General features: G+C 49.5%; 24 protein-coding genes and 1 tRNA gene. 19 read left to right on the top strand and 6 right to left on the bottom strand.

Going from position 1 to position 25,397, the window contains the following annotated elements; translation table 11 throughout:
* Window positions 1-146: 146 nt before the first annotated feature.
* The gene (locus tag K6T23_RS18405) at window positions 147-461 is read left to right on the top strand and encodes a MerR family transcriptional regulator (RefSeq protein ID WP_048006705.1); all 315 of its coding nucleotides are present in this window, start codon (window positions 147-149) and stop codon (window positions 459-461) included.
* Between the two features lie 380 nt (window positions 462-841).
* Entirely contained in the window at window positions 842-1,204 is a 363-nt protein-coding gene (locus K6T23_RS18400; protein ID WP_238282452.1) for a hypothetical protein, read from the top strand.
* A gap of 168 nt (window positions 1,205-1,372) precedes the next feature.
* Here the strand turns inward: K6T23_RS18400 and K6T23_RS18395 are convergent, their stop codons facing one another.
* Window positions 1,373-1,744 (bottom strand): VOC family protein, encoded by a 372-nt coding sequence (locus K6T23_RS18395; RefSeq protein ID WP_238282450.1) that lies wholly within the window; start codon window positions 1,742-1,744, stop codon window positions 1,373-1,375.
* 538 nt (window positions 1,745-2,282) lie between these two features.
* Between K6T23_RS18395 and K6T23_RS18390 the strand changes: the two genes are divergently transcribed.
* The 12 genes from K6T23_RS18390 (at window position 2,283) to K6T23_RS18335 (ending at window position 17,776) form a co-directional block, all read left to right on the top strand.
* Window positions 2,283-2,999 (top strand): GDSL-type esterase/lipase family protein, encoded by a 717-nt coding sequence (locus tag K6T23_RS18390; RefSeq protein ID WP_238282448.1) that lies wholly within the window; start codon window positions 2,283-2,285, stop codon window positions 2,997-2,999.
* A gap of 377 nt (window positions 3,000-3,376) precedes the next feature.
* Window positions 3,377-3,835 (top strand): 8-oxo-dGTP diphosphatase, encoded by a 459-nt coding sequence (locus tag K6T23_RS18385; protein ID WP_048006708.1) that lies wholly within the window; start codon window positions 3,377-3,379, stop codon window positions 3,833-3,835.
* Between the two features lie 51 nt (window positions 3,836-3,886).
* Window positions 3,887-4,780 carry an RNase adapter RapZ gene (rapZ, locus tag K6T23_RS18380; RefSeq protein WP_056540441.1) on the top strand — a complete coding sequence of 298 codons (894 nt, stop codon included), beginning with the start codon at window positions 3,887-3,889 and terminating at the stop codon, window positions 4,778-4,780.
* Entirely contained in the window at window positions 4,777-5,742 is a 966-nt protein-coding gene (locus tag K6T23_RS18375) for a gluconeogenesis factor YvcK family protein (RefSeq protein ID WP_048016202.1), read from the top strand. Before rapZ ends, K6T23_RS18375 begins: the two co-directional genes overlap by 4 nt.
* A 25-nt stretch (window positions 5,743-5,767) precedes the next feature.
* Window positions 5,768-6,715 carry a DNA-binding protein WhiA gene (gene whiA / locus K6T23_RS18370; RefSeq protein WP_048016203.1) on the top strand — a complete coding sequence of 316 codons (948 nt, stop codon included), beginning with the start codon at window positions 5,768-5,770 and terminating at the stop codon, window positions 6,713-6,715.
* 27 nt (window positions 6,716-6,742) lie between these two features.
* The gene (locus tag K6T23_RS18365; protein WP_048006712.1) at window positions 6,743-7,000 is read left to right on the top strand and encodes an HPr family phosphocarrier protein; all 258 of its coding nucleotides are present in this window, start codon (window positions 6,743-6,745) and stop codon (window positions 6,998-7,000) included.
* A 303-nt stretch (window positions 7,001-7,303) separates the two neighbouring features.
* On the top strand, window positions 7,304-8,887 hold the full coding sequence (locus tag K6T23_RS18360; RefSeq protein WP_238282446.1) for a diguanylate cyclase: 1,584 nt from the start codon (window positions 7,304-7,306) through the stop codon (window positions 8,885-8,887).
* Window positions 8,888-8,892: 5 nt separating this feature from the next.
* The gene (locus K6T23_RS18355; RefSeq protein ID WP_056540446.1) at window positions 8,893-9,933 is read left to right on the top strand and encodes a HEAT repeat domain-containing protein; all 1,041 of its coding nucleotides are present in this window, start codon (window positions 8,893-8,895) and stop codon (window positions 9,931-9,933) included.
* Window positions 9,930-11,342, top strand: a complete 1,413-nt coding sequence (locus K6T23_RS18350) for a glycosyltransferase family 2 protein (protein WP_053429140.1) — start codon at window positions 9,930-9,932, stop codon at window positions 11,340-11,342. The genes K6T23_RS18355 and K6T23_RS18350 overlap by 4 nt, the downstream gene beginning before the upstream one ends.
* Window positions 11,339-14,554: a hypothetical protein gene (locus K6T23_RS18345; protein WP_238282436.1), complete on the top strand. Its 3,216-nt coding sequence runs from the start codon at window positions 11,339-11,341 to the stop codon at window positions 14,552-14,554. The genes K6T23_RS18350 and K6T23_RS18345 overlap by 4 nt, the downstream gene beginning before the upstream one ends.
* Window positions 14,555-14,556: 2 nt before the next feature.
* Window positions 14,557-14,922, top strand: coding sequence for a response regulator transcription factor (locus K6T23_RS18340; protein ID WP_056540456.1), 366 nt, complete (start codon window positions 14,557-14,559; stop codon window positions 14,920-14,922).
* A complete protein-coding gene (locus K6T23_RS18335; protein ID WP_238282434.1) occupies window positions 14,915-17,776 on the top strand; it encodes an ATP-binding protein in 2,862 nt (953 codons plus the stop codon). The genes K6T23_RS18340 and K6T23_RS18335 overlap by 8 nt, the downstream gene beginning before the upstream one ends.
* A 119-nt stretch (window positions 17,777-17,895) precedes the next feature.
* Here K6T23_RS18335 and K6T23_RS18330 read toward each other — a convergent pair whose 3' ends face one another.
* Complete coding sequence (locus tag K6T23_RS18330; RefSeq protein ID WP_238282422.1) at window positions 17,896-18,450, bottom strand: GNAT family N-acetyltransferase; 555 nt, start codon at window positions 18,448-18,450, stop codon at window positions 17,896-17,898.
* Between the two features lie 1,035 nt (window positions 18,451-19,485).
* On the opposite strand from K6T23_RS18330, the gene abc-f reads away from it, so the two are divergent.
* From abc-f to K6T23_RS18315, 3 genes are read left to right on the top strand one after another with little or no spacing between them, the layout of a single operon-like run.
* Window positions 19,486-21,117 (top strand): ribosomal protection-like ABC-F family protein, encoded by a 1,632-nt coding sequence (gene abc-f / locus K6T23_RS18325; RefSeq protein WP_238282420.1) that lies wholly within the window; start codon window positions 19,486-19,488, stop codon window positions 21,115-21,117.
* 42 nt (window positions 21,118-21,159) lie between these two features.
* Window positions 21,160-21,741 (top strand): histidine phosphatase family protein, encoded by a 582-nt coding sequence (locus tag K6T23_RS18320; RefSeq protein WP_238282418.1) that lies wholly within the window; start codon window positions 21,160-21,162, stop codon window positions 21,739-21,741.
* The gene (locus K6T23_RS18315) at window positions 21,738-22,094 is read left to right on the top strand and encodes a hypothetical protein (RefSeq protein ID WP_337946921.1); all 357 of its coding nucleotides are present in this window, start codon (window positions 21,738-21,740) and stop codon (window positions 22,092-22,094) included. Before K6T23_RS18320 ends, K6T23_RS18315 begins: the two co-directional genes overlap by 4 nt.
* A 77-nt stretch (window positions 22,095-22,171) precedes the next feature.
* On the opposite strand, the gene clpP is transcribed toward K6T23_RS18315, so the two are convergent.
* Window positions 22,172-22,768: an ATP-dependent Clp endopeptidase proteolytic subunit ClpP gene (gene clpP, locus K6T23_RS18310; RefSeq protein WP_053429150.1), complete on the bottom strand. Its 597-nt coding sequence runs from the start codon at window positions 22,766-22,768 to the stop codon at window positions 22,172-22,174.
* 273 nt (window positions 22,769-23,041) lie between these two features.
* Between clpP and K6T23_RS18305 the strand changes: the two genes are divergently transcribed.
* Window positions 23,042-23,800, top strand: coding sequence for an MBL fold metallo-hydrolase (locus K6T23_RS18305; protein WP_238282416.1), 759 nt, complete (start codon window positions 23,042-23,044; stop codon window positions 23,798-23,800).
* Between the two features lie 133 nt (window positions 23,801-23,933).
* Window positions 23,934-24,005: transfer RNA gene (locus K6T23_RS18300), tRNA-Arg, on the top strand.
* A gap of 147 nt (window positions 24,006-24,152) precedes the next feature.
* Here the strand turns inward: K6T23_RS18300 and K6T23_RS22325 are convergent.
* From K6T23_RS22325 to K6T23_RS22315, 3 genes are read right to left on the bottom strand one after another with little or no spacing between them, the layout of a single operon-like run.
* Window positions 24,153-24,362 (bottom strand): hypothetical protein, encoded by a 210-nt coding sequence (locus tag K6T23_RS22325; RefSeq protein ID WP_337946920.1) that lies wholly within the window; start codon window positions 24,360-24,362, stop codon window positions 24,153-24,155.
* Window positions 24,363-24,367: 5 nt separating this feature from the next.
* A complete protein-coding gene (locus K6T23_RS22320; RefSeq protein WP_420493512.1) occupies window positions 24,368-24,808 on the bottom strand; it encodes a hypothetical protein in 441 nt (146 codons plus the stop codon).
* Window positions 24,724-25,011, bottom strand: coding sequence for an Arm DNA-binding domain-containing protein (locus tag K6T23_RS22315; RefSeq protein ID WP_337946950.1), 288 nt, complete (start codon window positions 25,009-25,011; stop codon window positions 24,724-24,726). Before K6T23_RS22315 ends, K6T23_RS22320 begins: the two co-directional genes overlap by 85 nt.
* Window positions 25,012-25,397: the final 386 nt, after the last annotated feature.

Genomic DNA, 25,397 nt, shown 5'->3' with positions numbered 1-25,397 from the left:
AAGAGATTCTACAGGCGATTTCATCCTTTGTGTAAGCTTTTCTACCTAAATTCTATTTTTCTTGTCAGGTTTCCTCACATAACAATCCAAATTCAGGATGATTCATGTATAATCAAGGTATTCCCTTTTCAGGAGGATGAGTGAGTGTGGAGAAGGAGCCTTCCTATAAGGATAAAAAAGTGATTTCCATTGGGGTCGTCAGTGAGCTCACCGGTTTGACAGAGAGAAAAATCCGGTATTATGAAGAGAAGAATCTGATTTTCCCTGAGCGGTCCAATCGAGGGTACCGAAAGTATTCGTTCCGTGATGTGGAGCGATTGATGGATATTGCCGACCAGCGGGAGGAAGGCGTCACGACCAAGGAGATCAAACACGAGCTGTCTAAAAAAGAGAAAAACGAAGCGAAGCAGAAGATGATTAGGGGTCAATTGAATGCACGGTTCGGAGTACAGAAGAAATAGGGGATCAAATGAAAATCGGACTCTTTCCGCGGAGAGTCCGGTTTTTGTTTTTGTGTTGGGAGCGTGTTTGGAGTGGTATGTGATTGTAAGGGAGCGTTCTGTTTCGCTGCACTCTTCGGTGAAGGATGGGGAGAATCTCCGTCTTTTCTTCCTGCAATTGAGTGGAGAGTGGTGGTAGGTGGAACGTTCCGTTCCGCTGCGGACGGCCGCTTTCCTGCGGGGAGTCAGTTGAGCCGCTTCGGCTGCGCCTGCAGGGTCTCAACCTTGCCTCTATTCCCGCGGGAGTCGTCCGTCCTCCGCTGCACTGCACTCTTCGGTGTAGGATGTGGAGGTATAGTGTTCAACTCCGTTACTTCTTACTGCTGTTGGAGTGGAGAGTGATGGTAGTGAGAGCGTTCCGCTGCGGACGGCCGCTTTCCTCGGGGAGTCAGTTGAGCCGCTTCGGCTGCGCCTGCAGGGTCTCAATCTTGCCTCTATTCCCGCGGGAGTCGTCCGTCCTTGTCCTTCGCTGCACTGCACTCTTCGATGATGGATGGGTGGTGTTTAATGTTCATCTCCGTCTCTTCTTCTTGCTGTTGGAGTGGAGAGTGGTGGTGGGTGGACCGTTCCGTTCCGCTGCGGTCGGCCGCTTTCCTGCGGGGAGTCAGTTGAGCCGCTTCGGCTGCGCCTGCAGGGTCTCAACCTTGCCTCTATTCCCGCGGGAGTCGGCCGTCCTCCGCTGCACTGCACTGTTCGATGGTTGATGTGATTCGTGCTGTTTTGGTCAGGTGAGGCTAAGTTATGTGGGTGCACTTGTTGCTTTATGGTTCACTTGTTCAAGATCCTCAAAAATAGAGACTCTCTACTTCACTGCACTCCTAAATAATTTTGAATGGACCCTAGTTTATTTGTGACCATGTGAGGCTATATCCTCACCAATGCACTTGAAATTTGTTTCCGTTGGGATCGTGAAAGTGGAAGTAGGCGTGGCCATCATCGTGTTGGATGTCGTCGACTTTTACTTTGTGGTCTGTTAGGTGTTGATGAAATCCGGGTATGTCCCGGGAGGTGAAGGCGATGCTGAACGCTTGTGTCCCGTTGACGGTGAAATGGGCGTAGGTATCATCCGGTGTTGGAACGAGGATGAGGAGGGAGGAACCTTCATTGATCTTCAATATCGCAAGCTCCTCGTTAAGGGACAGCAATGGGAGCCCTAGGATATCCCTGTACCAATGCGCGGACAGTTCCAGGTCTTTTACGGGGATCCGGTTATAATGCACTTGTTCAATAAACGATGTACTCATACGTTCTCACTCCTTTAAATGGATTCACTTGTTCTATGTTTACATTCTTTGATATCCCATCAATTCCCTTCTTCGCGTATATGAAAATATTCCTTTCCACTAAATGCTTCCGTCACTCATCAGAGCTAGGATTAGACAAAGAATGAAGTTGGATTGGCCCCTACTAGACCGAAGCGAAGCGAAACGGTCCTAACCACCACATCTCATCCCAATAAACAAGGAAAATGATGAACCCACCCTGTAAAAGCCAGCACACATTCCTACCACGCACAAAGTGAAGTGTAGCGGAGGCCGGCCGACTCCTATGGGAAAAGCGGGCAGGGTGAGACCCTGCAGGCTTGCCGAAGCGGCTCACCGCACGCCCCATGGAAAGCGGCGGGCCGCAGCGAAACGAAACGCCCCATCACAAAGGGACCCCCATCAAAAATAGGACTTCCCTCACAAAATCCCCCCATCCAAAAATAAACAGGATTACAACCTCATTTTCAGGGAAAATAACCACACATACATCCTAGTTTAAACGGAAGGTCGGGGTAAGATGAAAGTTTGGAAAATGGTCGGAATACTGGTGGTTGTAGTCCTCCTAGCCGGAGCTTATTATTTATTCTTCACAGATAAAAAAGAAGCCGCAGACAAAAAATATGTGGTCGCCCTCGGGGACTCCCTTGTATACGGTAAAGGAGACAAGGAGAACTCAGGTTACATCGGTCGCCTGGAGGACAAGGTGAACAAAGAAAAGACCGATGAAACCTACTCATTCGAAAACCTCGGCATCCCTGGTCAAAAGTCCGGCCAGCTGCAGAAGCAGCTCATGAAGCCTGACGTGACGAAGGATCTGCCCGATGCCGATCTGTTCATCATCAATATCGGGACGAATGATCTGATCAAAAGCAATGGAGGAGACTTCAAGCCTCTTCACCATGACAAGATCATGGACGCGAAGAAAGAGTACCTGGATAATCTAGATGAGATCATTGATACACTCCACACGTTGAATGAAGATGCTCCGATTCTCGTGATCGGATTGTATAATCCGTATCCGGATCGGGACAGCGACAAAATCGAAGCGTATGTGGATGATTGGAATGAGACGATCATCAAGGAAGTGAAGAAGCAAGAAAACGTGAAATACGTTTCGTCCAATCCATTGTTCAAAGGAAAATCGAAAGGGGAATATTTCTCTGATTCCCTCCATCCGAACGGGAAGGGATATGACCTGATTGCCGATCAAATCATGGATTCTTATAACTTTTGATGCGCATTTCGACAAGGGTCAGCATGGATTCGACAAAGGTTAACAATTCCGTAATACCGTTTTAAATCTGCTGTAACACAGGTGCAATATTTATCGGGTAATATAGATAATAAGAAATTGACCCCCTTTTAAGTAATAAATCCCTTTTAAGACACAGGACTCGCCTGTGTCTCTTTTTTTTGCCACAAAACTGTAACAGTGGAGTCCGAGGGCCTGTATCGGTCTGCGTGTACCGGGATTTGGACAAATTATTCGATGTTTATCGACATTGTCCCGCCACCGCAGACATTGTGGCTTGTATGGGTTCATAGTATAATAAAAAGAATGATAAAGAATGGGGATTTGTACAGCCCCATAGTCGGATTGAGGTGAATGGAGTGCAGAGAGTTACAAATTGCTTATATCTGGATGGAGACAAGGTTCTCCTTCTTCAGAAACCAAGAAGGAATTGGTGGGTCGCGCCCGGCGGCAAGATGGAGTCCGGTGAATCGATCCGTGACGCCGTCATCCGTGAGTATCGTGAAGAGACGGGGATCTACTTGAAGAACCCTGATTTGAAGGGGGTTTTCACCTTCATCATCAAAGATGGAGATCAGATTGTCCAGGAGTGGATGATGTTCTCGTTCTTTGCAACAGAAGCAGATGGTGTGAACTTCCAGGAGTCGGAGGAAGGAACGATCAAGTGGCATAATATCGAAGAGATCCGGGAGCTTCCCATGGCAGAAGGGGATTTCCATATCCTCGATTATCTCCTGCACGGTAAGAAGACCATTTACGGAACCTTCACCTATACGCCAGATTTCAAGCTTTTGTCCTACCGATTGGATCCGAGCTGAATCGGGTTAACACGAAAGCAGATAGATAGAAACCTTACAGGGGGGAAGAGCATGAGTACGGGTTCAGTAAATGAAGTACAATTAGTCATCATCACAGGGATGTCGGGTGCCGGCAAGACGGTTGCCATGCAGAGCTTTGAAGATCTGGGATTCTTCTGCGTAGACAACCTGCCGCCGACCCTGCTTCCGAAGTTCCTGGAACTGATGAAAGAGTCGGGTAATAAGATGAATAAAGTCGCGGTAGTCATGGACCTCAGGGGAAGGGAGTTCTTCGACCACCTCTTTAAATCACTGGATGAATTGGCGGAAACGTCCTGGGTGACGCCTCAGATCCTGTATCTGGATGCCGATGATGCGGCCTTGGTACGCCGCTACAAAGAAACGCGCCGCACCCATCCGCTGGCACCTGCAGGTCTTCCCCTTGAGGGAATCAAGCAGGAGCGGGAGCTTTTGGAGGAATTGAAAGGTCGCGCTCAGATGATTTATAAGACGTCGGAAATGAAGCCGCGTGAGCTCCGGGAGAAGATCTTGACGGAGTTCTCGGTGAATAAGCAGAGTATCTTCACCGTAAATGTCGTTTCCTTCGGGTTCAAGCACGGTATTCCCATCGATGCCGATTTGGTGTTCGACGTGCGCTTCCTGCCGAATCCCCATTACATCGAGTCCATGCGTCCACGGACGGGCCTCGATGAGGATGTAGCGACATATGTTCTGAAGTGGAACGAGACGTCGAAGTTCATCGAGAAGGTGACGGACCTCCTTTCCTTCATGCTTCCTCAGTATAAGCGGGAAGGGAAAAGTCAGCTTGTGATCGCCATCGGCTGTACGGGCGGCCAGCATCGTTCCGTCGCCTTGGCGGAGTATATCGGTCATCATTTTGAAGAGGATTATGAGACCATCATTTCCCACCGGGACATCCAGAAGAGAAAGGGCATAACAACATGACTGATCAGCCTAAGGTTGTCGTGATCGGTGGAGGGACAGGGCTCCCTGTCCTTCTCCGGGGATTGAAGCGGCACCCGATCGATATTTCGGCCATTGTGACCGTCGCAGATGACGGCGGGAGCTCCGGTCGGCTGCGTGACAGCCTGGACATCCCTCCTCCTGGAGACGTCCGGAACGTACTCGCGGCCCTGTCTGAAGTAGAGCCATTGATTGAACAGATGTTTCAACATCGATTCGAAACGGAAAATGAATTATCCGGTCATGCACTGGGCAATCTGATCATTGCCGCCATGACGTCGATCACGGGGGACTTTGTCCACGCGATCCAGGAGATGAGCCGCGTCCTGAACGTGAACGGGAAGGTCCTTCCTTCTGCGAATCAGAGCGTGGTCCTGAAAGCCGAGATGGAGGACGGATCCATCGTGACGGGAGAATCAAGTATCCCTGAAGCGGGGAAACGGATCAAGCGTGTCTTCATCGACGCGGATTCGGTTAAACCCCTGCGTGAAACGGTCCGCGCCATCGACGAAGCCGATTTGATTGTGATGGGACCGGGAAGTCTATATACTAGTATATTGCCGAATCTTCTTGTACCGGGGATCGGTGAAGCAATCTGCCGGTCAGAAGCGAAGAAGCTCTATATATGCAATATCATGACCCAGGCGGGGGAAACCCTTGACTACTCCGCGAGTGACCATGTAAAGGCGATCTTCGATCATATGGAGGTGCCGTGCATCGACTGCGTGCTTGTGAATAAAAAGCAGGTGCCGGAAGAAGTGAAGGCACTCTATCGTGAAGAGCAGGCAAAGCCTGTCCATTATGACGTGGAGAAGCTGGCGTCCATGGGACTCGAAGTGGTGGCCGAGGATATTCTATCCTACGAAAACCAGCTTGTGCGTCATAATACAGAGAAGGTGGCCGATATGATCTTTTCATATCTGAAGGAGTCACTGGAGAAATAATGTTGTTTGCTAGGAGGTGATGGGGATGTCGTTTGCGTCAGAAACGAAAAAGGAACTTACCAATATCGAGGTGAAGGATTGCTGTGCGAATGCCGAGCTTTCAGCACTGATCCGGATGAACGGATCACTATCCTTTTCCAATCAGCAGCTTGTGGTGAACGTCCAGACCGAGAATGCTGCCATCGCCAGAAGAATTTACACATTGATCAAAAAGGGATACGACACCCCCGTGGAACTCCTTGTCCGGAAGAAAATGAGGCTGAAGAAAAATAACGTCTACATCGTCCGGATCAAGGAAGACTCGAAGATGATCCTGGAGGATTTGAAGATACTCGGTGAGGGCTTCACCTTCATCCATAATATATCCGAAGACCTGATCAAGAAGAAGTGCTGTAAGCGTTCTTATCTGCGCGGGGCCTTTCTTGCAGGGGGATCCGTGAACAATCCGGAAACCTCGTCCTACCATCTTGAAATCTTCTCTCTTTACGCAGAACACAACGAAGCGTTGTCAGAGGTGATGAACTCATTCGGGCTCAACAGCAAGACCCTTGAGCGCAAGAAGGGCTTCATCACGTATCTAAAGGAAGCAGAGAAGATCACAGAGTTCCTGAATGTCATCGGGGCCCATAACGCCCTCATGAGATTCGAAGACGTCCGGATCGTCAGGGATATGAGGAATTCGGTCAACCGGCTTGTGAACTGCGAAACCGCCAATCTGAATAAGACGATCGGTGCCGCACTGAGGCAAGTCGAGAACATCAAGTTCATCGAGAAGCACGTGGGGCTTCAGGTTCTCCCCGATAAACTCCGGGAAATCGCCGAGCTGCGCGTGACGTATCAGGATGTGACCCTGAAGGAACTGGGTGAAATGGTATCCGGAGGGACAATCAGTAAATCAGGAATCAACCATCGCTTGCGCAAGATCGATCAGCTTGCTGAGAAAATCAGGGCGGGCGAGAAAATCCATTCGTAATCGACGACAAAGGGGAGAGAGTGTCCAATGGTAGAAAAACGCATAGAAGTGAAATTGAAAACCGGTCTTCAGGCAAGGCCCGCTGCACTATTCGTTCAGGAGGCAAACCGCTTCTCATCTGATATATTCCTTGAGAAGGATGGGAAAAAAGTGAATGCCAAAAGCATCATGGGACTCATGAGCCTGGCTGTCGGCACCGGCGTTTCCGTCAACCTGATTGCGGATGGAAGCGATGAGGATGAGGCAGTGAAAGCACTTGAAGAATTTGTTTCCACCGAGGGGTAATGAAAATCGGCGTCCGTACCATAGGGCGCCGATTTTTTTAATGGGTCAAACATCCTTATTCTTCCAAAAGAAGAGGAGACCCCTTATAAATGTCTCATTTTACCCTGTTTGAGTCATTCTTTCATGGAAGAGGATTACGGAATTTGGTACATTGGGGAGTGAGAGGTTTTTTCTTACATATGAAGAAAAAATGCTTAATAAAGTATCTAGATAAGATGATTTGCCAGGAGTATAATTAGTTAGCTATGTTGACGGTCTACGGCTGAAAGATCAGCCGATCAATGAGAAAAGGAAGACGGATATATGGATAAGTATACAAAGCATTTCTTTGAAAATATTCGCAAGAAACTATCGGAATGGGAAGCGGCAGAGAAAATCCCCCATGAGGAGGTGTACCGTTTCATCCACTCCCTCGCAGGGTCTGCATCGGTTTTGGGCTTGGATGCAATAGGTAAGAAGGCAAGTACCATCATGGATGGGCTCCCGGAGAAAGATTCACGCATCTGGAGTATGAATGTAATACGGGATGAACTCTTCGACATCATTGAAGCCTGCTATCTTCATGTGGAAGGAGAAATCCCCGATTTCTCCAGGAAATACGAGCGCAGGGGAGACGGCCCGGTTGTCCTCATCATGGATACGGATACCCATTTTCTGATGGAAGCAAAGGAGAAGGGGGAGGCAGAAGGGTGGCATGTGGTGCCTGTCGTCAGTACGGAAAAGGCGATTGGTCTGTACTATGATGTCCGTCCTGACTGCGCGATCCTCAATGTGGATATGGCGGATGATGAAGAGCTTGATTCCTTCAAGCAGAACTTGAAGAGCCACTATGTTCCAGCCGTGATGATGAGTTCCGATAGGAGCAAGGAGGTCAGGGTCAAGGCTTATAAGGTAGGGGCCGATGATTTCATGGCAAAGCCGGTGGACATGGATGAATTCCTTGTCAGGGTCGACCGCCAGCTTCAACGGAAGAAGCACCTCGAATCCCTCGTCCTCATCGATGAGCTTACCCATGTGTATAACCGGAAATATCTTCAACAAGCGTATTCCAGACTGAAGGATCAGGGAGACCGTCAGCTATGTGTGGCGATCCTGGATATCGATCACTTCAAGAAGGTGAATGATACATATGGCCATCTGATCGGGGATGAAGTGCTGAGGGAATTTGCCGGATACCTTAAACAGAAGACTGGGGCGCAGGACATCATCTTCCGCTACGGTGGAGAAGAGTTCGTCATCCTGTTTCACGGCACCTCCCTCCATGAAGCAGTGGCCAGATTGAATGTCCTCCGCGAGGACTTCAGCCTTCACACCTTCTTTGCCGGAGAAGCATTCAGCTGTTCATTTTCAGCGGGAGTGGCGGAGATCGCCGATCCGGGCCGACCGTTCGAGCACTGGCTTGGTCTTGCGGATACGGCTCTGTACGAAGCGAAGGAAGGGGGCAGGAATCGGGTGAGATCCGAAGTCCTGAAGCTCGACCCTTCTCATGAGAAAATCCTTAAGGTGGCCATCGTAGATGATGATCCCATCATCCGGACCGTGATGAGTGACATCGTGGCGAAGCTCCCACAACAGCCGGGCGTGCGTTACGACGTAAACACGTTCGATAACGGGGAATCCTTCCTCTATGATGAATGGCATGGCAGTGAACAGACCCTTGTCGTCCTTGATGGGGTGATGCCGAAGATGGATGGGCTGGAGGTATTGGAACATCTTCGACGACGTCAGGATTCCGATCGCTACAAAGTGATCATGCTGACTTCGAGAAGGAGCGAACGGGATATCTCGAGATCCCTGCAGCTTGGAGCAGATGATTACATCACCAAGCCCTTCAAGCTTCTTGAGCTCGAGGCGCGCTTGAATCAAATACTGAAGAGAATGAGGTAAGGCCATTGTTCAAAGATGAGCTGTTGTTTTTTGTCGTGATGCTCGGGATTTTCCTGATCATCTTATTCTCGATCTTTCTTTATCTCATTATGAAAAAAACAAGAGAAACGAAGAAACGTGATGTCATAGAGGCATATAAAGAGGAATACCAGCTTCCCATCTTCCATTTCCTCAGGGAAGGAGTGGAGGAAGTTGAAGTGGGCAGGGATCCCCTTCAAGTCAGGGCATTGATCGAGCTGATGGCTGGTTTCTCCCAAACATTCGCAAGCGAAGATATCCTTATGAGGATCCGTCTCTTTGCCGAGGACCATTTTGACGGGGAGATCAAGAAGCATCTCCGTCACCGGCGGTGGAGCATGCGGATGAACGGCCTGTACTGGGTCGAGGACTTCGGGATGCGTACCATGAAATCCGAACTCGACAGGGTCTATCAATCACGCAGACTGACAAAACAGGAAGAAATCCAAATCCTCAAGATCGACATCAAAAACGGATCCCCTGACGTCATGAAAGCCCTCATGCATCCAAAGCATGTATTCACGGAATTTGAGTACAGCCTCCTCTTTCAGGCCCTCGACATTACGGACTTTGAGGGGCTCATGGAGGCTGCTGGGGAATTACCGGATGTTATGCACCATTCCCTCATTGACAGCATCGGCCTGAGGCGAAATCCCCGCTATGCAGGGTTTTTGGAGGATAAACTAGGCTTGGCATCATCTGAAATCCGGATTCGTGCCCTGAAAGCGATCGTGGCCATGGAGCATTATCTTCCGGCAGACACACTCGCCGATCATCTGAAGGCAGAGTCCTGGCAGGAACGGCTCATGGCCATCAAGGTGTGTGAGTACGTGCGTAATCCTGAATTGACTGGCCTTCTCATCAGCTTGATGAGGGATGCTTCCTTCTATGTGCGGTCACAGGCCGCTCAGGCCATCATGCGTCTTGAGCGCGGGCAGGAGGTCCTGAGGGAGATTGCCATATCGGAAGAAGACCTGTATGCCAGGGATATGGCGGAACAATGGTTGGAAAGGGGGCGTATCACATGAACATTTCAGACGCATGGGGAAACGTCCTGCTCGGCATCGGGTGGTTCGTCCTCATATATATGATTCTTGTTATTTCTTTTTATACGATTCTTCTCGTGATCTCCATGTTCCAGTTGCGGAAATCGTACCAGCTTGACGACTGGGAGCCGTATGAAGAACTCCTTCATCTTTCCCAGACGAAGCCGGTGTCGATCCTGGTGCCTGCTTATAATGAATCCGTCGGGATCATGGCAACGGTCCGGTCCCTCCTGAGCATTGAGTATCCGGAATACGAAGTGATCATCGTGAACGACGGGTCGACGGACGATTCCCTCGAAAAACTCATCGAGACGTTCCAGCTTGTGAAGATCAAATGGGTCATCCGTCAGCAGCTCGAAACCCAGCCCGTCAAAGCGGTCTATCAATCGAAGCTGTATAAGAACCTCCTTGTCGTGGATAAAGAAAACGGAGGGAAGGCCGATGCCCTGAATGCAGGTATCAATGTGTCCAACTTCCCGTATTTCTGCTCCATCGACGGGGATTCGGTCTTAGAGCGTTCAGCCTTCCTGAAGGTCATGAAGCCGATCATCGAATCTGACGGGGACGTCATCGCCTCGGGCGGAAGCATACGGATCGCCAATGGATGTGACATCGAGAGCGGAGAGATCGTCAAGATCGGGTTATCCCGTTCTCCCCTTGTCGTCATGCAGGTGATTGAATATTTAAGGGCGTTCTTGATGGGACGAATCGGTCTCAGCCGGCACAACCTTCTCCTTATCGTATCCGGGGCTTTCGGCGTCTTCTCGAAGAGCTGGGTCATCCGGGCTGGGGGCTATGCCCATACGGTGGGGGAAGACATGGAACTCGTCGTGAGGCTCCATCGATTCGTGAAAGAAGAAAAGGCAGACAAACAAATCGTCTACGTTCCGGATCCCGTCAGCTGGACGGAAGCACCGGAGTCCATGAAATACTTGCGGAGACAGCGGAGCAGATGGCACCGTGGACTGTTCGAGAGCCTGTGGATCCATAAAAAACTTCTGTTCAATCCGAAATATGGCTCCATCGGCATGGTGAGTATGCCCTATTTCCTCATCATCGAGTTCCTCGGACCGGTCGTTGAGCTCACGGGCTACCTCATCATGATTGTTTCGCTGCTGTTCGGAGGCGTGTATCTGGAGTTTGCCATCCTCTTATTCTTATTATCGATTTTCTACGGTTCGATCCTTTCCATGTCGGCTGTACTGCTGGAGGAATGGACGATCCGGAAATATCCGAAGGCATCTGACATTACGAAACTATTCTTCTATTCCCTAACAGAAACCCTCTGGTATCGCCCATTGACCGTGCTCTGGCGCTGTGAAGGCATCATCGACTTCCTCCGCAAGAAGCGGGGCTGGGGTGAAATGGCGAGAAAAGGAGTATCCAAATGAACAACGTGAAACGATATGGCTTCCTGATCTTCATCTTGGGAATCGTCCTGCTTCTGACCTCCCCGTTCTGGGTATGGCAGGTGAAGGGGAAGAAAGATCTTGACCTGATGATCGTGGATAAGACCGTTCCCGATGAAAGCTACCGGGAGCATAAAGGCCTGATGTGGCTATTGAATCAGCAGAAATATAGGCAGAGCGACGGTAGTAGCTACCGGGAGGACACAGACTACATCGGTTATGACCCGAAGGAAGGGAAGCCGACGTCTGTTCCGGAATCCGCCGAAGGCTATGATGCTGTCTACATCACCGATACATACGGGGTGTATGAAGAAGACCTGGATACGGAAAATGTCTCCGGTTCCCGCTCCTCCAAGGTGTATGGAGGGCTCGAGGAGGAAGAAATCGATTCCTTGAAGACCATGGCCCTGAATGAAGGGAAGACCATCATCGCAGAGTTCAACTCCATGGCCGATCCCACGGATGAAAAGGTCAGGCGTAAGTTCTACTCCCTTTTCAATCTTGAATGGTCAGGGTGGATCGGGCGTTATTTCCCCGATATGACAAGCGAAGAGGTGCCGGAGTGGGTCCGCAACAACTATAAAGAGCAATACGGGAAGGACTATGCGTTCAAAGGCGGCGGCTTCGTCCTTGTCGACCGGTCGGATCGCCTGATGATCCTAAACGGGGATGACATCACCGATAAAGGAGCCATCTTCTCCACCACGAAGAAGGGGGAAGAAGAATTCGGTGAAGACCTGTCGGTTGCGTATTCCTACTGGTTCGATATCGTCGAAGCCATCAATCCGGACGAGGTGCTGGCAGAGTATTCCCTGTCCCTTACCGACAAGGGGAAAGATAAGCTGAAGGGGATCAATTTGCCTACAACCTTCCCTGCCGTGATCCACCAGGAGAACCGCCAATTCGAAACCTATTACTTCAGCGGTGATTTTGCCGACCAGCCGGACGTGCCGAATCTGTATCAGACATCGGGACTGCCGACATGGCGGAAGTGGACGGAGCGCTCAGGACCGGATGAAGAAACGGCATTCTACTGGAAGGCGTATGCCCCGATGATGGACACAATCCTTGAGAGGATCCATCGCCAGAAAGATGCGCCAAAGGCGAAAGCGCAGAAAGCGGAAGTCGAGGATGGCATCAAGCTTGCAGGCAAGGTGGGATCCGATTACGTCCAGATCAACCAGGACGGCAAGTGGAAGGATCTCACCATCAAGGGCGTCAATATGGGGATTGCGAAGCCGGGACATTTCCCCGGCGAGACGGCCATCACCAAAGAAGAGTATCTGAGATGGTTCAAGCAGATCGGGGCCATGAATGCCAACTCCCTCCGGGTCTACACAATCCATCCGCCGGAGTTCTATGAAGCTTTCTACGAATACAATCAGATGGCTGAAAAACCGCTCTACCTCTTCCATGGTGTGTGGGTGAATGAAGAGATCTTCCTGAAGACGAAGGATGCCTTTGCCAAGGAAAACACCGAAGAATTCCAGGACGAAATCAAACGCACGGTCGATCTGATCCATGGGAATGCCGACATTCCAGATCGTCCCGGCCATGCTTCGGGGAGCTATACCCATGATATCTCACCTTACGTCCTCGGTTGGGTGTTCGGGGTCGAGTGGGATCCGGAAGTGGTCCTTGCAACGAATGAAAAACACAAGGGCATGAAGGACCTCAAGGGTGAGTATCTCTATACGGAAAAGGCCCAGCCATTCGAAGTGTGGATCTCCACCATGATGGATGAAGCCGTATCGTATGAGACCTCTACCTATCAATGGCAACGCCCGGTCAGCTTCACCAACTGGGTGACCACGGACCTCCTTGACCATCCGTATGAACCTTCCGAGAAGGAAGACATGGTATCGGTGGACCCGAACGTCATCAAAGCAACGGATCAGCTCCATACCGGACTGTTCGCATCGTATCATATCTATCCGTACTACCCGGACTTCCTCAACTATGAGCCGGAGTACATCAACTATCTCGATCACCGCGGAGAGAAGAACAACTATGCAGGCTATCTGAATGATATGAAGAAGCATCATACCATGCCGCTCGTCGTCGCTGAATTCGGCGTGCCGGGCTCCCGCGGTCTGACCCACCGGAATGTCGACGGACTCGATCAGGGACACCATTCGGAAAAAGAACAGGGTGAGATTGACCGCAGGCTCTTTGAAGACATCATCGAAGAGAATCTGGCCGGCGGAATGGTTTTCACCTGGCAGGATGAATGGTTCAAACGGACATGGAACACGATGGACTATGATGACCCGGACAGACGTCCGTTCTGGTCCAATGCCCAGACGAATGAACAGCAGTTCGGCGTCCTGAGCTTTGATCCAGGCAAGAACCGCACCGACGTCCTTCATGTGGACGGACGCAGGGAAGACTGGGCGTTCAAGGGCATTGAACCTGCATTCGAGGACGGTAAGCATGCCCTCTACGTTTCCAGTGATGAACGATATGTATACGTGAGGGTCGATACAGATTCCGTGAAAGATAAAGACTCTTATCTTCTCTTTGATACAATTCCGGATCAGGGTCAATCGACCATCCCGGGGGTCGATGATGTGAAGACCAAAGGAGTGGATTTCGTCCTTCATATGAAGGGGGATCAGACCGCCCAGCTCCTCGTAGACAGCTATTATGACAGCTACTACTATCACTATGGGAACCTCTTAGAGATGATCGATAAGGAGCCGTATGCGGGCAAGAAGGATAACGGCGTCTATCATCCGATCCGCCTGACCCTGAATAAGGAGCTAACGATCCAGGGCAAGACCCTGCCGTTTGAATCCTATGAAACAGGCAAGATGCAATTCGGTACGGCGAACCCCGGGGATGAAAAATATGATTCCCTCACGGATATCAGCGTTTCCCCAGAAGGCGATATGACCGAAATCCGCATCCCGTGGCAGCTCCTCAACATCAAGGATCCGAGCCTGAAGGATGCCATGGGGGATATGTGGAAGACAGGAATTGAAGGCAAGAAGAAAATCGACTCCATCAATATCGGACTTTATGAAACGGATGGGAAGGAATCATACGCCTATCCTGCTCTGAAAGACGGCTTCATGGATCCGGCTGCATTTTATCGGTATTCATGGAAAGAGTGGGAAGAGCCGACCTTCCATGAGAGACTGAAAGATTCCTATTATATTCTGCAAGAAGCGTATGGAAAAGGAGGGAAATGAACATGGCGAAGATCTTGATTGCAGAAGACGAAGAAGTGCTGCGCATGCTCATGGTCGACACCCTGGAAGATGAAGGATATGACATCGACGAAGCGGCCGATGGCCAGGAAGCCATCGACCAGATCCTCGGCACCGACTACGACCTGATTGTCCTTGATTATATGATGCCCGCCTATACGGGTCTCGAGGTCATCGATCAGGTGCGGAACCATCACGGGAAGAGCGATGTGAAGATCATGATGGTATCGGCGAAGAATCAGCAGGCGGATAAGGACCTTGTCCTTGCCGCCGGTGCTGACTACTTCATGTCGAAACCTTACAGTCCCGTCGAACTCATGGAGAAGATCGGAGACATCCTGAATGGGTAAACTCCTGGATTTCTATCATTCCAGTCTGAGACGGAGGATCATCGTCCTCATGACGGGGTTCATCCTCGTGTTCCTCATAGGAGCAGGTTGTTTATACTGGTACGATCACAGGCTTTCCGTGGAATACGATGAGACGAAAGCCAAGCTCGATGACCGGAAGGAAGTCGCCCAGAAGCTTGACCGGCAGTTCAATCGGATCTTCTTTGAGGGGCGAGGGTATGTGGCGTTTAAACGTCCGGAATTTAAGCAGAACATTAGAAACCTCGAGAAGCAGTTGAAAGTCACAATAGGAGAAATGAATAAGATTTCTCAGTCTGCAGACGATCGCGCTTTCGCTTCCGAGGTAGAAGATTTTTATGACTACTATGTAGATATCGTTAACAAGACAATTAAACTTGTGGAAGATGGCGATGAACAGGGTGTCCAAGATAACTCTGCCAGTGGTGGAACTGCTAGAGTAGAAGGATTTCTTGAAAAATTGGATGCCTATAATGACAACATCCAGCAGTCCACTGATGAAGCTTATGAAGAACTCCGGGCCAAGGAAGCAACGAGTCAGACGATCTTCTTGGTATTCGTCTTGCTCATGCTGCTTCTCCTCATGCGGATCATGCGCTCGATTGCCAAGCAGATCGGTCACCCCCTCGAAGAAGTGGCAACCTCTGCCCAGCATATCGCCGAGACCGGTACGTATCAAAACTGGACGTTCAATAAGGATCGCCGCGATGAGATCGGTCAGCTTTCAAATGCCTTTGAAAAGATGATCTTCACCGTCCAGGAAAAGGAAGACCATCTTGTCTCCCAGAATGAAGAACTCCAAGCTCAGCAGGATGAGCTCGAAGTCCAGCAGGAGGAATTGGAACGATTGCTTCATCTTGCGCGCGACAGAGGCGAACAGCTTGAACGGCGCAACGAATTCATCAATGGGATATCCAACTCCCTCGATAAGAAAGAGGTACTGGAAAGCATCGTCAAAAGCATGTGCAGCCTCATGGGCGCACCAAGGGGGATGATCGTCCTCATGGATGACCAGGATACCCACGCCTCCTTCGGCGTATCCAACGAAGCCATCGGCCAGTTCCTTGCCCATATCCAGAATGGTCTTCATCAGCGGTTATTCGAGACCAAGGAACCGTTCTGTGTAAAGCGCGAGCTCGTCACGTCTGAAAAAGGCTATCATGAGGAAACGATGTACTCCTATGACCTGTTCATCCCGGTCCTGTCGGCTCAAGGAGATTTGGAGGCCTTCATGGTGTTCAGTCGCTTCGGTGAAGGATTCACAGACAAGGAACAGCAGGAGTATAAAGGGTTTGCGAAGCAAATCTCCATTTCCCTGAGGAACATCCTACTCTATGAGGATTCCGAACGGATCCGTCATATGAATCAGGATATCCTGAACAATCTTCAGGAAGGGATCCAGCTTGTTGACCCCATGGGCGACAGCCTGCTGGTGAATACGAAGTTTGCGAGGATCATTGGAAGTGATATGGGAGCCCTGAAGGATGCTCCATATTCGAAATGGGGCTGCAGCATCGTCACCCAAGTGGAGAACGGGGATGAACTCAAGGATTATTACCAAAATGTCATCCGCAATCAGGAAACGGGGAACAGCATGATCTACAGGCTCACAGAAGGAAGCGATGTCTTCCAGGTGTATTCTACCTCCCTGTACCATGAGGAGGAGCATGTAGGCACCATCTTCGTCCATCGTGACATCACGAAGGAATACGAAGTGGATCAGATGAAATCGGAGTTCGTCAGCACCGTCAGCCATGAGCTTCGGACCCCTCTTGCCAGTGTTCTTGGCTTTACGGAACTCATGCTCACCCGTGACCTGAAGCCAGAGAGGACAAAGAAATACTTGAACACCATCTACAAGGAAGCGCAGCGTCTCACCTCCCTGATCAATGACTTCCTTGACGTGCAACGAATGGAATCAGGGAAACAGACCTTTGAGAAGAAGTATGAAGACGTCCTGGACATCATCCGGAATATCGTGGATCTCACGAAGGTGAGTTCACCCCATCATACCTTCACGATCGGAAGGGAAACGGATTGCACCATCGTCCTCGGTGACGGGGATAAACTTACGCAGGCGTTCACAAACCTCATCAGCAATGCGGTGAAATACTCACCGGATGGAGGGGACGTCACGATCCTCATGAAGGAAAAAGAAGACCGGATCTCCATCGAGATCCGCGATGAAGGGTTGGGCATCCCGGAAGAGGCGATCGGTAAGCTCTTCACGAAATTCTACCGGATTGACAATTCAGACCGGCGGAAGATCGGAGGCACGGGCCTCGGCCTTACCATCGTCAAGGAAATCATCGAGGCCCACGGCGGATCTGTGACCGTGTCGTCCGAACTCGGAAAAGGAAGCACATTCACGGTCACCCTCCCGGTCATCACCCTTGATACGTTCAAGGAGGAAGAACAGGGGAACGGCCACAACATCCTTGTGATTGAAGACGATATGAGCCTTGCATCCCTTCTTGCCACAGAGCTTTCCGAGAGCGGCTTCCAGGTGGATCACACGACGAATGGCTCAAGTGCCATCGAGCGTCTGAAGCGGACGCAACCCGATGCCATTGTCCTGGATATCATGCTTGGGGGTAAACTGAATGGATGGGATGTGCTTGAGGAGATCAAGAAGGAAGAGAGCCTGACGGGCATACCGATCATCATCTCCTCCGCCCTTGATGAGAAAGAAAAGGGGTTGACCCTAGGGGCAAGCGACTACCTGATGAAACCCTATCATCCAAGCAAACTATCAAAAACCATTCTTCACCTTCTATTGAAAAAAGGGACAAAAGGAGATATCCTTGTCCCGACAGAAGATCGAACAATCGAATGATACAACGGGACGGCTCGGGTTCTTCCATTAGGAAGTATCGGAGCCGTCCCTTTTTGCTTTTGTGTGACGCATGGAGACGGTTCTTGTGCGTCTTTCAGGTAGCAACCGCACCGTATCCCCTATTTGCTAGTTGCTCTCCACTCTTTTGCAAGTAGGCTGTAGGTGACGATGTCGTTGTAATGGCCGTTGATGAATTCGGCGTCGCGGGAGATGCCTTCCTGTTTGAATCCGAGACGTTCGGGGATGTGGCGGCTTCTCTTGTTGCCTTCGGCGCACTGGATGTCGACTTTGTTCAGGTTGAGGTCGTCGAATGCGTGCTGGAGAATGGCGGTGACGCAGGCCTGCATGATTCCGTTGCCTTGGGCTTCTTCTGATAGGTAGTAGCCGATGCTGGTGCTTCGGGTTTTCCAGTTGATGAAGTGGAGGTTGATCATCCCGACGAGTTTGCCGTGGTGGCGGATGCCGGCGGTGAATCCGTCGTTGGCGGCGAGTTGTTGGAGCCAGGCGGGGATTATGGAGTCGCGGTAGATGTCGGGTGATTGGACGCCGTCGACCCAGCCTAGCCAGTGTTTGAGGTGGTGCCGGTTGGTGTCAACGAGGGTGTAGATTTCTTGGGCGTGGTGGGGTTGGAGCAGGGCAAGAGTTAGGTTTGGTTGGACTTGGAATGTGAACATGGTGTTGGTCTCCTTTGATAGTGGTTTGTGTAGTTGGTTATTGGTCCGTTTCGTTCCGCTGCGGCCGGCCGCTTTCCATGGGGCGTGCGGTGAGCCGCTTCGGCAAGCCTGCAGGGTCTCACCCTGCCCGCTTTTCCCATAGGAGTCGGCCGGCCTCCGCTTCACTTCACTTTGTGGTATGTATGAGTGTTGTAGGTTAATTTCACACCTCTCACCCCCTATTTATGGGAGTGAAGAAGGGAAGGGTTCGTTTCGTTCCGTAGGTTAAGTTCCCCTCCATCCCCCTTATATGTGAGGGTAAGGAAGTCTTAGTTCGTTTCGCTGTGGCCAGCAGTACTGTGCTATATTCTGCGATATATGTGAAGAGTTTAGTAGAAGTCTCATTCCCGCCTATCCTTTTTAAAAGTAATACGATTAAATATACAAAAAAAGGGAAATATCCAACCGAGGTGGTGATACGGTGGATAAAAGGATTGTTGTAAAAGCTTCTTTGATTCTGTTGGTGGTAATCATGGCGGTGTTGGATTTTACGGAGGTGATGACGATACCCAATGGTGTTCTTTCTGCTGTGTTGGGGGTATCGTTGGTACTATTGGTTGTGTACAAATTTTATAAGGCACGACGGGATGAGAGACGAGATCTTGATTGAATCGATCTGTCCTCGGTGTAATACGTTGAAAATCTTACCTGTCCCCGTGGAAAATATTTTTGGATGGGTACAGGTATTATAGCTCGCATTCTTGTATTTTCCAATACTTATTTTTCATGGGATAGGATTGATTTATGGGGATGTGGGTGGTACGATTAGGTTAATGTTAAGGGAAAGGGATGATGGGTGAACGATGGATAACTAATCTTGGTAGGTAGAATTTGAAATGGAATAAATTTCGAATGATATTTAGTAGGATTAGTCTGCCCATTTTTCCCATAGGTCCCATTTCCAACGGGCTTATTTGTGTATGGTAGTTTGCGGCTAATCCTTCCAGAAATCGTGGGAGGATTTTTTGTGTTCTCCCGGAATGAGGAGAGGATTGTATGCAGGAATTAGTGAAAATCGATTCTGTGAATGTTGAAATAGAAGGAACATTATTGTTGGAACAGGTGAAGGCAGGGGTGAGAAAGGGAGAGGTGATCGGTCTCATTGGAAATAATGGGGCCGGTAAATCGACTCTTTTGAAGCTGTTGAACGGGGACATGGCACCGTCATCCGGAAGTATCACACCGCTGATACAAGGGTTGAAGACCGTGATGGTGGAACAGGAAGCGATGGATCACTCAAGGGACGCACTGTCTCCTGGGGAAGCAGCCCTCCTTCAGAAATGGGATGTGCCGGCTGGAGAGTATGATCAGCTGAGTGGGGGAGAGAAGCTGAAGGTGAGACTGGCACGCGGAATCGCGCAGAATGCACACTTGCTGCTTCTGGATGAACCGACCAACCATCTCGATGAAGAGGGGATCGGGTTCCTGATCAAGGAGCTGAAGGCTTATCGCGGGACCGTCATCCTGGTCTCCCACGACCGGGCGTTCCTCGATGAGGTGGCCGATGTGATCTGGTCCATCGAGAACAAGACGCTCGTGACGTATGAGGGGAACTACTCTGCTTACGTGAAGACTTCTGAGCAGCGGAGACTCACTCAGCAGCGGGCGTATGAGAAGCAACAGAAGCTCATTGAACGAATCGAAGGACAGATCCAGGACCTTACTTCCTGGTCGGGAAAAGCCCATGCCCAGTCAACAAAGCAGGAATTTCCCAAGGAGTTCTACCGTTCAAAAGCTAAACGGATGGATGCCCAGGTGAAGTCGAAGCGGAAGCGGCTGGAGAAGGAAATCGAGCGGATCAATGCCGATCCTGTCGAGGTGGAGGAGAAGAAACATCTATCGGTCCGTGCAGGCAGGAGGGCCGGCAAACGTCTCCTTGAAGTAAAGGATCTTGGTAAAGCCCATGGAAGCAAGGTGCTTTTCCGCGGTGCCTCCTTCACGATTCAAAACGGGGAGCGGGTGGCGGTCACCGGTGCCAATGGGAGTGGGAAGACGACTTTCCTCAATATGATCATGGGGAACGAAGCAGCTGATGAAGGAGAGCTATGGCTTTCACCAGCCGCGAAGATCGGCTACCTCACTCAGGAGGTCTTTGATTTACCCCTCGATGAGACACCGGAGAATCTCTTTTACAGGGAGACATTTCACGACCGGGGGCAGGTGAGGAATCTCATGACCCACCTCGGATTCGGCAAAAGCCAGTGGGAGGAGCCAATCCGCCACATGAGCATGGGGGAGCGGGTGAAGTGCAAGCTCATCAAGTATATCCTCGAGGACCGCGACGTACTGATCCTCGATGAACCGACGAATCACCTCGATCTCTTGAGCCGCGAGCAGCTGGAACACACCCTGGCAGCATACGATGGAACACTCATCGTCGTTTCCCATGATCGCTACTTTTTAGAGAAGACAACATCGTCAGAAATTGCAATAGGAAATGGGAAGATGGTGCGGAAGTGGGAACCCGCCGAGCCTTCAAAGGATGAACGGGAAGAGCTCAAGATGCAGCTTGAGACCGAGCGCCAGGAGGTCCTCGGGAAGCTGAGCTTCATGACTCCGGCCCAAAAGGAATACGCCGACCTTGATGCGAGGTTCAATGAACTAACGAAACGAATCAGAGACATGTAGGAATATGCTAGGATAGAAGAAAAGCAGGCAGGGGAGAAACCAATGAAAACTGAAATCTATTTCGTCAGACACGCCCATTCCATCTACACACCGGAGGAGCTCACCAGGCCACTGTCGGAGAAAGGGATGAGGGATGCCAGACGCGTGGCGAGGATACTGGAATCCGAAGACCTTGATCATGTGGTGTCCAGCCCGTTCTTACGTGCGGTACAGACGGTGGAAGGAACAGCGGCTTCCTTGAATCAAGACGTGATCCTGATAGACGGATTCAAAGAACGGCTTCTATCTTCTGCTCCCTTAGACGATTTTCAAGGAGCCATCCGCAAGGTGTGGGAAGAACCCTCATTCCACTGGGAAGGCGGAGAATCGAATGTGGATGCCCAGAAGCGCGGCGTCGCAGCCATGCTCGATCTCCTGAACGAATTCGAAGGGAAGCGCGTGGTCGTCGGGACTCATGGGAATATCATGGTGCTTATCATGAATTTCTTTGACTCCAAGTATGGCTTGGCTTTTTGGGAGAGCCTCGATATGCCCGATGTGTATCGGCTAACCTTTAATGGAATCGACCTGGTGGGAGTCTCACGGTTGTGGGAGCCCTTTTCAGAAGAGGAAGAGAGCCAATGATGAGCAGTGCCAATCAGGAGGCGTCTCTGAACTCCCTGGAATCGACCTACCGCAAGCTCTCGAATGCCTCCGTAAGCATGGAAGGGAAAGGGGCGAACACCACACTGGTGAAAAAGAGGCGCGATGCTATAAAGGTAGCAATCGACACCCTAAGAAGCGACTGGTACGGTAACGATTTTTCATATGAAAGAGACGTCATCGCTACTTCCCAACTAACGCTGGAGGACATCCTCCCTTCCATTCATAAACAGTTGGGCAATTCCGAAGTGGGAAGCTCTCAGCATACATTGAACAACCGTAGGCTGATCGCGCTGAATCTGGCCATCGAATCGTTGAAGAACCGCCTTGGATGAGGCGGTCTTTGCTTTAGTGTGAATCCAAACCCACACAAAAACCCCCTTGCACTCATGCAAGGGGGTTCATTCAATTCTTATTTAGTTTCTGCATCGTTGCGAGTGATGATACGGTCGATCAGACCATATTCCAAAGCGCGTTCCGCAGTCATGAAGTTATCGCGGTCCGTATCCTTAGAAATCACGTCAAGTGGTTGACCAGTACGGTCAGCAAGGATTTGGTTCAATTTCTCACGAAGGAAGAGAATGCGTTTAGCAGCAATTTCGATTTCCGTCGCTTGACCTTGAGCTCCTCCAAGTGGTTGGTGAATCATCACTTCTGCGTTAGGAAGGGCAAGACGTTTGCCTTTTGCTCCGGCAGCTAGAAGGAATGCACCCATGGAAGCAGCCATACCGATGCAGATCGTTTGAACATCAGGTTTGATGTACTGGATCGTATCGTAGATCGCCATACCGGCTGTGATGCTTCCGCCTGGTGAGTTGATGTAGATGGAGATGTCTTTCTCCGGATTTTCAGACTCTAGGAAAAGAAGCTGGGATACGATTGAGTTCGCCACGTTATCATCGATGGCGCTCCCAAGCATGATCACACGGTCCTTCAATAGACGGGAATAGATGTCATACGCACGTTCACCGCGGTTTGTTTGTTCAATAACTGTAGGAATTAAGTTCATCCTCGTTCCTCCTTAAATGTATCTGTGTATTTTTGAATCATTTCATATTCACTTTGTACTGTTATCATACACTGTTGGTCAATAAAGGTCAAACCTAATGCTTCCTTTATTAACCTGTATGTAAATCCTTTCTACATCATACCCACTCATCCCTTTTTTAAACGGTACAAAAGCTGAAAGTTTCGTGATTGCTCCCCCTTGCCAACGGGTAAAATGAGAAGTGCACCCCTCTGTGAGAATCAGATCTGAAAGAGAACAAAAGGAGCCGATACTATGAACCTACAACTCATCAGAAACGCAACCCTCATCCTTGACTATGCAGGCACGCGATTCCTCATTGACCCCATGCTCGCACCGAAAGGGACCTATCCTCCCTTCACGCCGTCAAAAAGGGATGACATCAAGAATCCCATCGTCGATCTGCCAGAATCCGTTGACTCCATACTGGAGGGGATCGATGCCGTGATCCTCACCCATCTCCACCTGGATCACTTTGATGACACGGCAAAAGAAGTCCTCCCCAAATCCATCAATCTATATGTCCAGAACGAAGCCGATGCCGAAGAAGTCAAAAAAGCAGATTTCACGAATGTACACGTGCTAAATAACGAGCAGTTCAACGGTATCCAGCTCACCAAAACCAAAGGCAAGCACGGAAGGGGAGAGATTCTCAAACGCACCGGGACCGTCAGCGGCATCGTCTTTAAACATGAGAACGAGAAAACCCTCTACGTAGCCGGAGATACCGTATGGAATGAAGAGGTGGAAGAAGAAATCCACACCCACCATCCAGACATCATTGTCGTCAATGCAGGCGACAACCAGTTCCTCGAAGGAGGCTCCATCGTCATGGGCAAAGAAGACGTCCTCCAGACAGCGAACGCTGCACCCGAAGCCACCATCATCTCGACCCATATGGAAGCCGTCAACCACGGCACGCTTTCAAGGGAAGAACTCAAGAACACCACAGCAGAGAAAGGACTCCAATCCCGCATCCTGGTGCCGGATGACGGAGAATCCTATACGTTCTAATCATACAAAAAGCCAAGATCCACCCTAGGGGATCTTGGCTTTTTCATAAGGCATTCACAACAGAACCCAAAAACATCTTGCATTGGAGACTTTTCTCTATTATAATTAGTTCTCGTGACAGTAACTAAAACATGCCCTCGTGGTGCAACGGATAGCACGTAAGATTCCGGTTCTTAAAATGGGGGTTCGATTCCCTCCGAGGGCGTACAGCAGTACATTTGGAAAAAGGTATAAAAAGTAGAGGACACTTATAAATGTTGATATATCAACGTTTGTAGGTGTTTTTTATTTTTCTCTTGAGGAGAGGGAGGCGATAGAAAAAGGCTGGAATTAAATCGGTTTTACACATTTTTTACACATTGTCCATTTGCTCGAACCTATCTACAGCATTCTTTGTGTCTTCTTCACGCAACTCTTTTAGTAGACCTCTCAAAATCTTATTAGCATTTTCATTGGTCAAAACTTTGTGAGCATTATGTGGGCTGAAAAAGACTAGCCCTTCAATATTCGGTGGTGTTGCTTCAAATAGGGCTTGGAACTTACCCATTGTTTTGCCATCCATTTTTATTATTCGATTGGAGGGGTCATTCTTTGTTTTTGTGAAACCTTTACCGGTCTTATAATCCCAGGCTTATTAATGGTGATTTCTCCAGAGGTAAAATTGAAGTCTTTTCGTGTAAGGCCAATCATTTCTGCAAAGCGCATTCCGGAGGTAAGGCCAATCAAAAGCAAGTAATAGACCAGGCTTCTGTCTAAACGATTGTAAATCTCATTCATCACTCTTTTGCTTTCAAAATAATTTAAGTGTTTCTCTTCAGGACTCTTCGCTTCTACGCTCCCTGTTATAACAACATCTCGAGTAAAATCAACCCTTATGATACCTTCATCAATAGCCTCCCTGACACATGCGCGAATGTGGACATTCAACTTTCGAGACGTTTCTTTAGCATGAGTTTTCCCATATTCATTAAGAAAAGCTTGATATTCACGCTTGGTGATATCCTGAATTGGTTTTCCACCAAAGCTTTCTTGGATAGTTTGTAGCGTGTTTGGTACATTTTTAAAGTGATCTCACTGATATTCGTCTTGTTAAAGTACTGTTCGAAGGGCTCCTTTTTCAAAGTAGGGACAATCCCTTTACGCAAGTCTTCTTCAATTTCTGAAGCTGCTACTTGAGCCTCTTTTTTTGTCCTGAAGCCACTTTTACGAATTGGTTGTGCTTTTCAGTTAATCATTCGGCTGACAGTGTACTGCCACGTTTTACCCTTTTTTTTAGAAGCTCGCCATATCAAATCCTCCTTAGTTAGTGACTAAAATCAAACCACTCTAATACACCTAACGGGTTCAAACATACGGTGAAATTTTTATACGATACATAATCTCCGTACTTCTCGATGTAACGTTCTATAGTTCTCTCCACAAAGTCCTCAGTTACACCTAAATACTCAGCTAATTCGAATTTGTTTTTCACTTGGGCTTTATGCGCAGAGACAATTTTGCTAATGGTCATTGTATATTCCTACTCCCAGGTTCGGGCTCTTTGTTCTGGCTACCTATTAACAAGTTTAGATTGGTCGATAATGTTTCCAACGGACAT

The sequence above is a fragment of the Rossellomorea marisflavi genome, assembly GCF_022170785.1.
Taxonomy (GTDB): domain Bacteria; phylum Bacillota; class Bacilli; order Bacillales; family Bacillaceae_B; genus Rossellomorea; species Rossellomorea marisflavi_B.
The sequence above is the reverse complement of the archived record's forward strand: the minus strand, read 5'-3'. Positions and strand labels throughout refer to the sequence as shown.

Coding starts and splice junctions, on each gene's coding strand:
- K6T23_RS18400 (WP_238282452.1), top strand. CDS start 842: ATGGTAGTGAGAGCGTTCCGCTGCGGACGGCCGCTTTCCTCGGGGAGT.
- K6T23_RS18395 (WP_238282450.1), bottom strand. CDS start 1,744: ATGAGTACATCGTTTATTGAACAAGTGCATTATAACCGGATCCCCGTA.
- K6T23_RS18390 (WP_238282448.1), top strand. CDS start 2,283: ATGAAAGTTTGGAAAATGGTCGGAATACTGGTGGTTGTAGTCCTCCTA.
- rapZ (WP_056540441.1), top strand. CDS start 3,887: ATGAGTACGGGTTCAGTAAATGAAGTACAATTAGTCATCATCACAGGG.
- K6T23_RS18375 (WP_048016202.1), top strand. CDS start 4,777: ATGACTGATCAGCCTAAGGTTGTCGTGATCGGTGGAGGGACAGGGCTC.
- whiA (WP_048016203.1), top strand. CDS start 5,768: ATGTCGTTTGCGTCAGAAACGAAAAAGGAACTTACCAATATCGAGGTG.
- K6T23_RS18365 (WP_048006712.1), top strand. CDS start 6,743: ATGGTAGAAAAACGCATAGAAGTGAAATTGAAAACCGGTCTTCAGGCA.
- K6T23_RS18360 (WP_238282446.1), top strand. CDS start 7,304: ATGGATAAGTATACAAAGCATTTCTTTGAAAATATTCGCAAGAAACTA.
- K6T23_RS18350 (WP_053429140.1), top strand. CDS start 9,930: ATGAACATTTCAGACGCATGGGGAAACGTCCTGCTCGGCATCGGGTGG.
- K6T23_RS18345 (WP_238282436.1), top strand. CDS start 11,339: ATGAACAACGTGAAACGATATGGCTTCCTGATCTTCATCTTGGGAATC.
- K6T23_RS18340 (WP_056540456.1), top strand. CDS start 14,557: ATGGCGAAGATCTTGATTGCAGAAGACGAAGAAGTGCTGCGCATGCTC.
- K6T23_RS18335 (WP_238282434.1), top strand. CDS start 14,915: ATGGGTAAACTCCTGGATTTCTATCATTCCAGTCTGAGACGGAGGATC.
- K6T23_RS18330 (WP_238282422.1), bottom strand. CDS start 18,450: ATGTTCACATTCCAAGTCCAACCAAACCTAACTCTTGCCCTGCTCCAA.
- abc-f (WP_238282420.1), top strand. CDS start 19,486: ATGCAGGAATTAGTGAAAATCGATTCTGTGAATGTTGAAATAGAAGGA.
- K6T23_RS18320 (WP_238282418.1), top strand. CDS start 21,160: ATGAAAACTGAAATCTATTTCGTCAGACACGCCCATTCCATCTACACA.
- K6T23_RS18315 (WP_337946921.1), top strand. CDS start 21,738: ATGATGAGCAGTGCCAATCAGGAGGCGTCTCTGAACTCCCTGGAATCG.
- clpP (WP_053429150.1), bottom strand. CDS start 22,768: ATGAACTTAATTCCTACAGTTATTGAACAAACAAACCGCGGTGAACGT.
- K6T23_RS18305 (WP_238282416.1), top strand. CDS start 23,042: ATGAACCTACAACTCATCAGAAACGCAACCCTCATCCTTGACTATGCA.
- K6T23_RS22325 (WP_337946920.1), bottom strand. CDS start 24,362: ATGGATGGCAAAACAATGGGTAAGTTCCAAGCCCTATTTGAAGCAACA.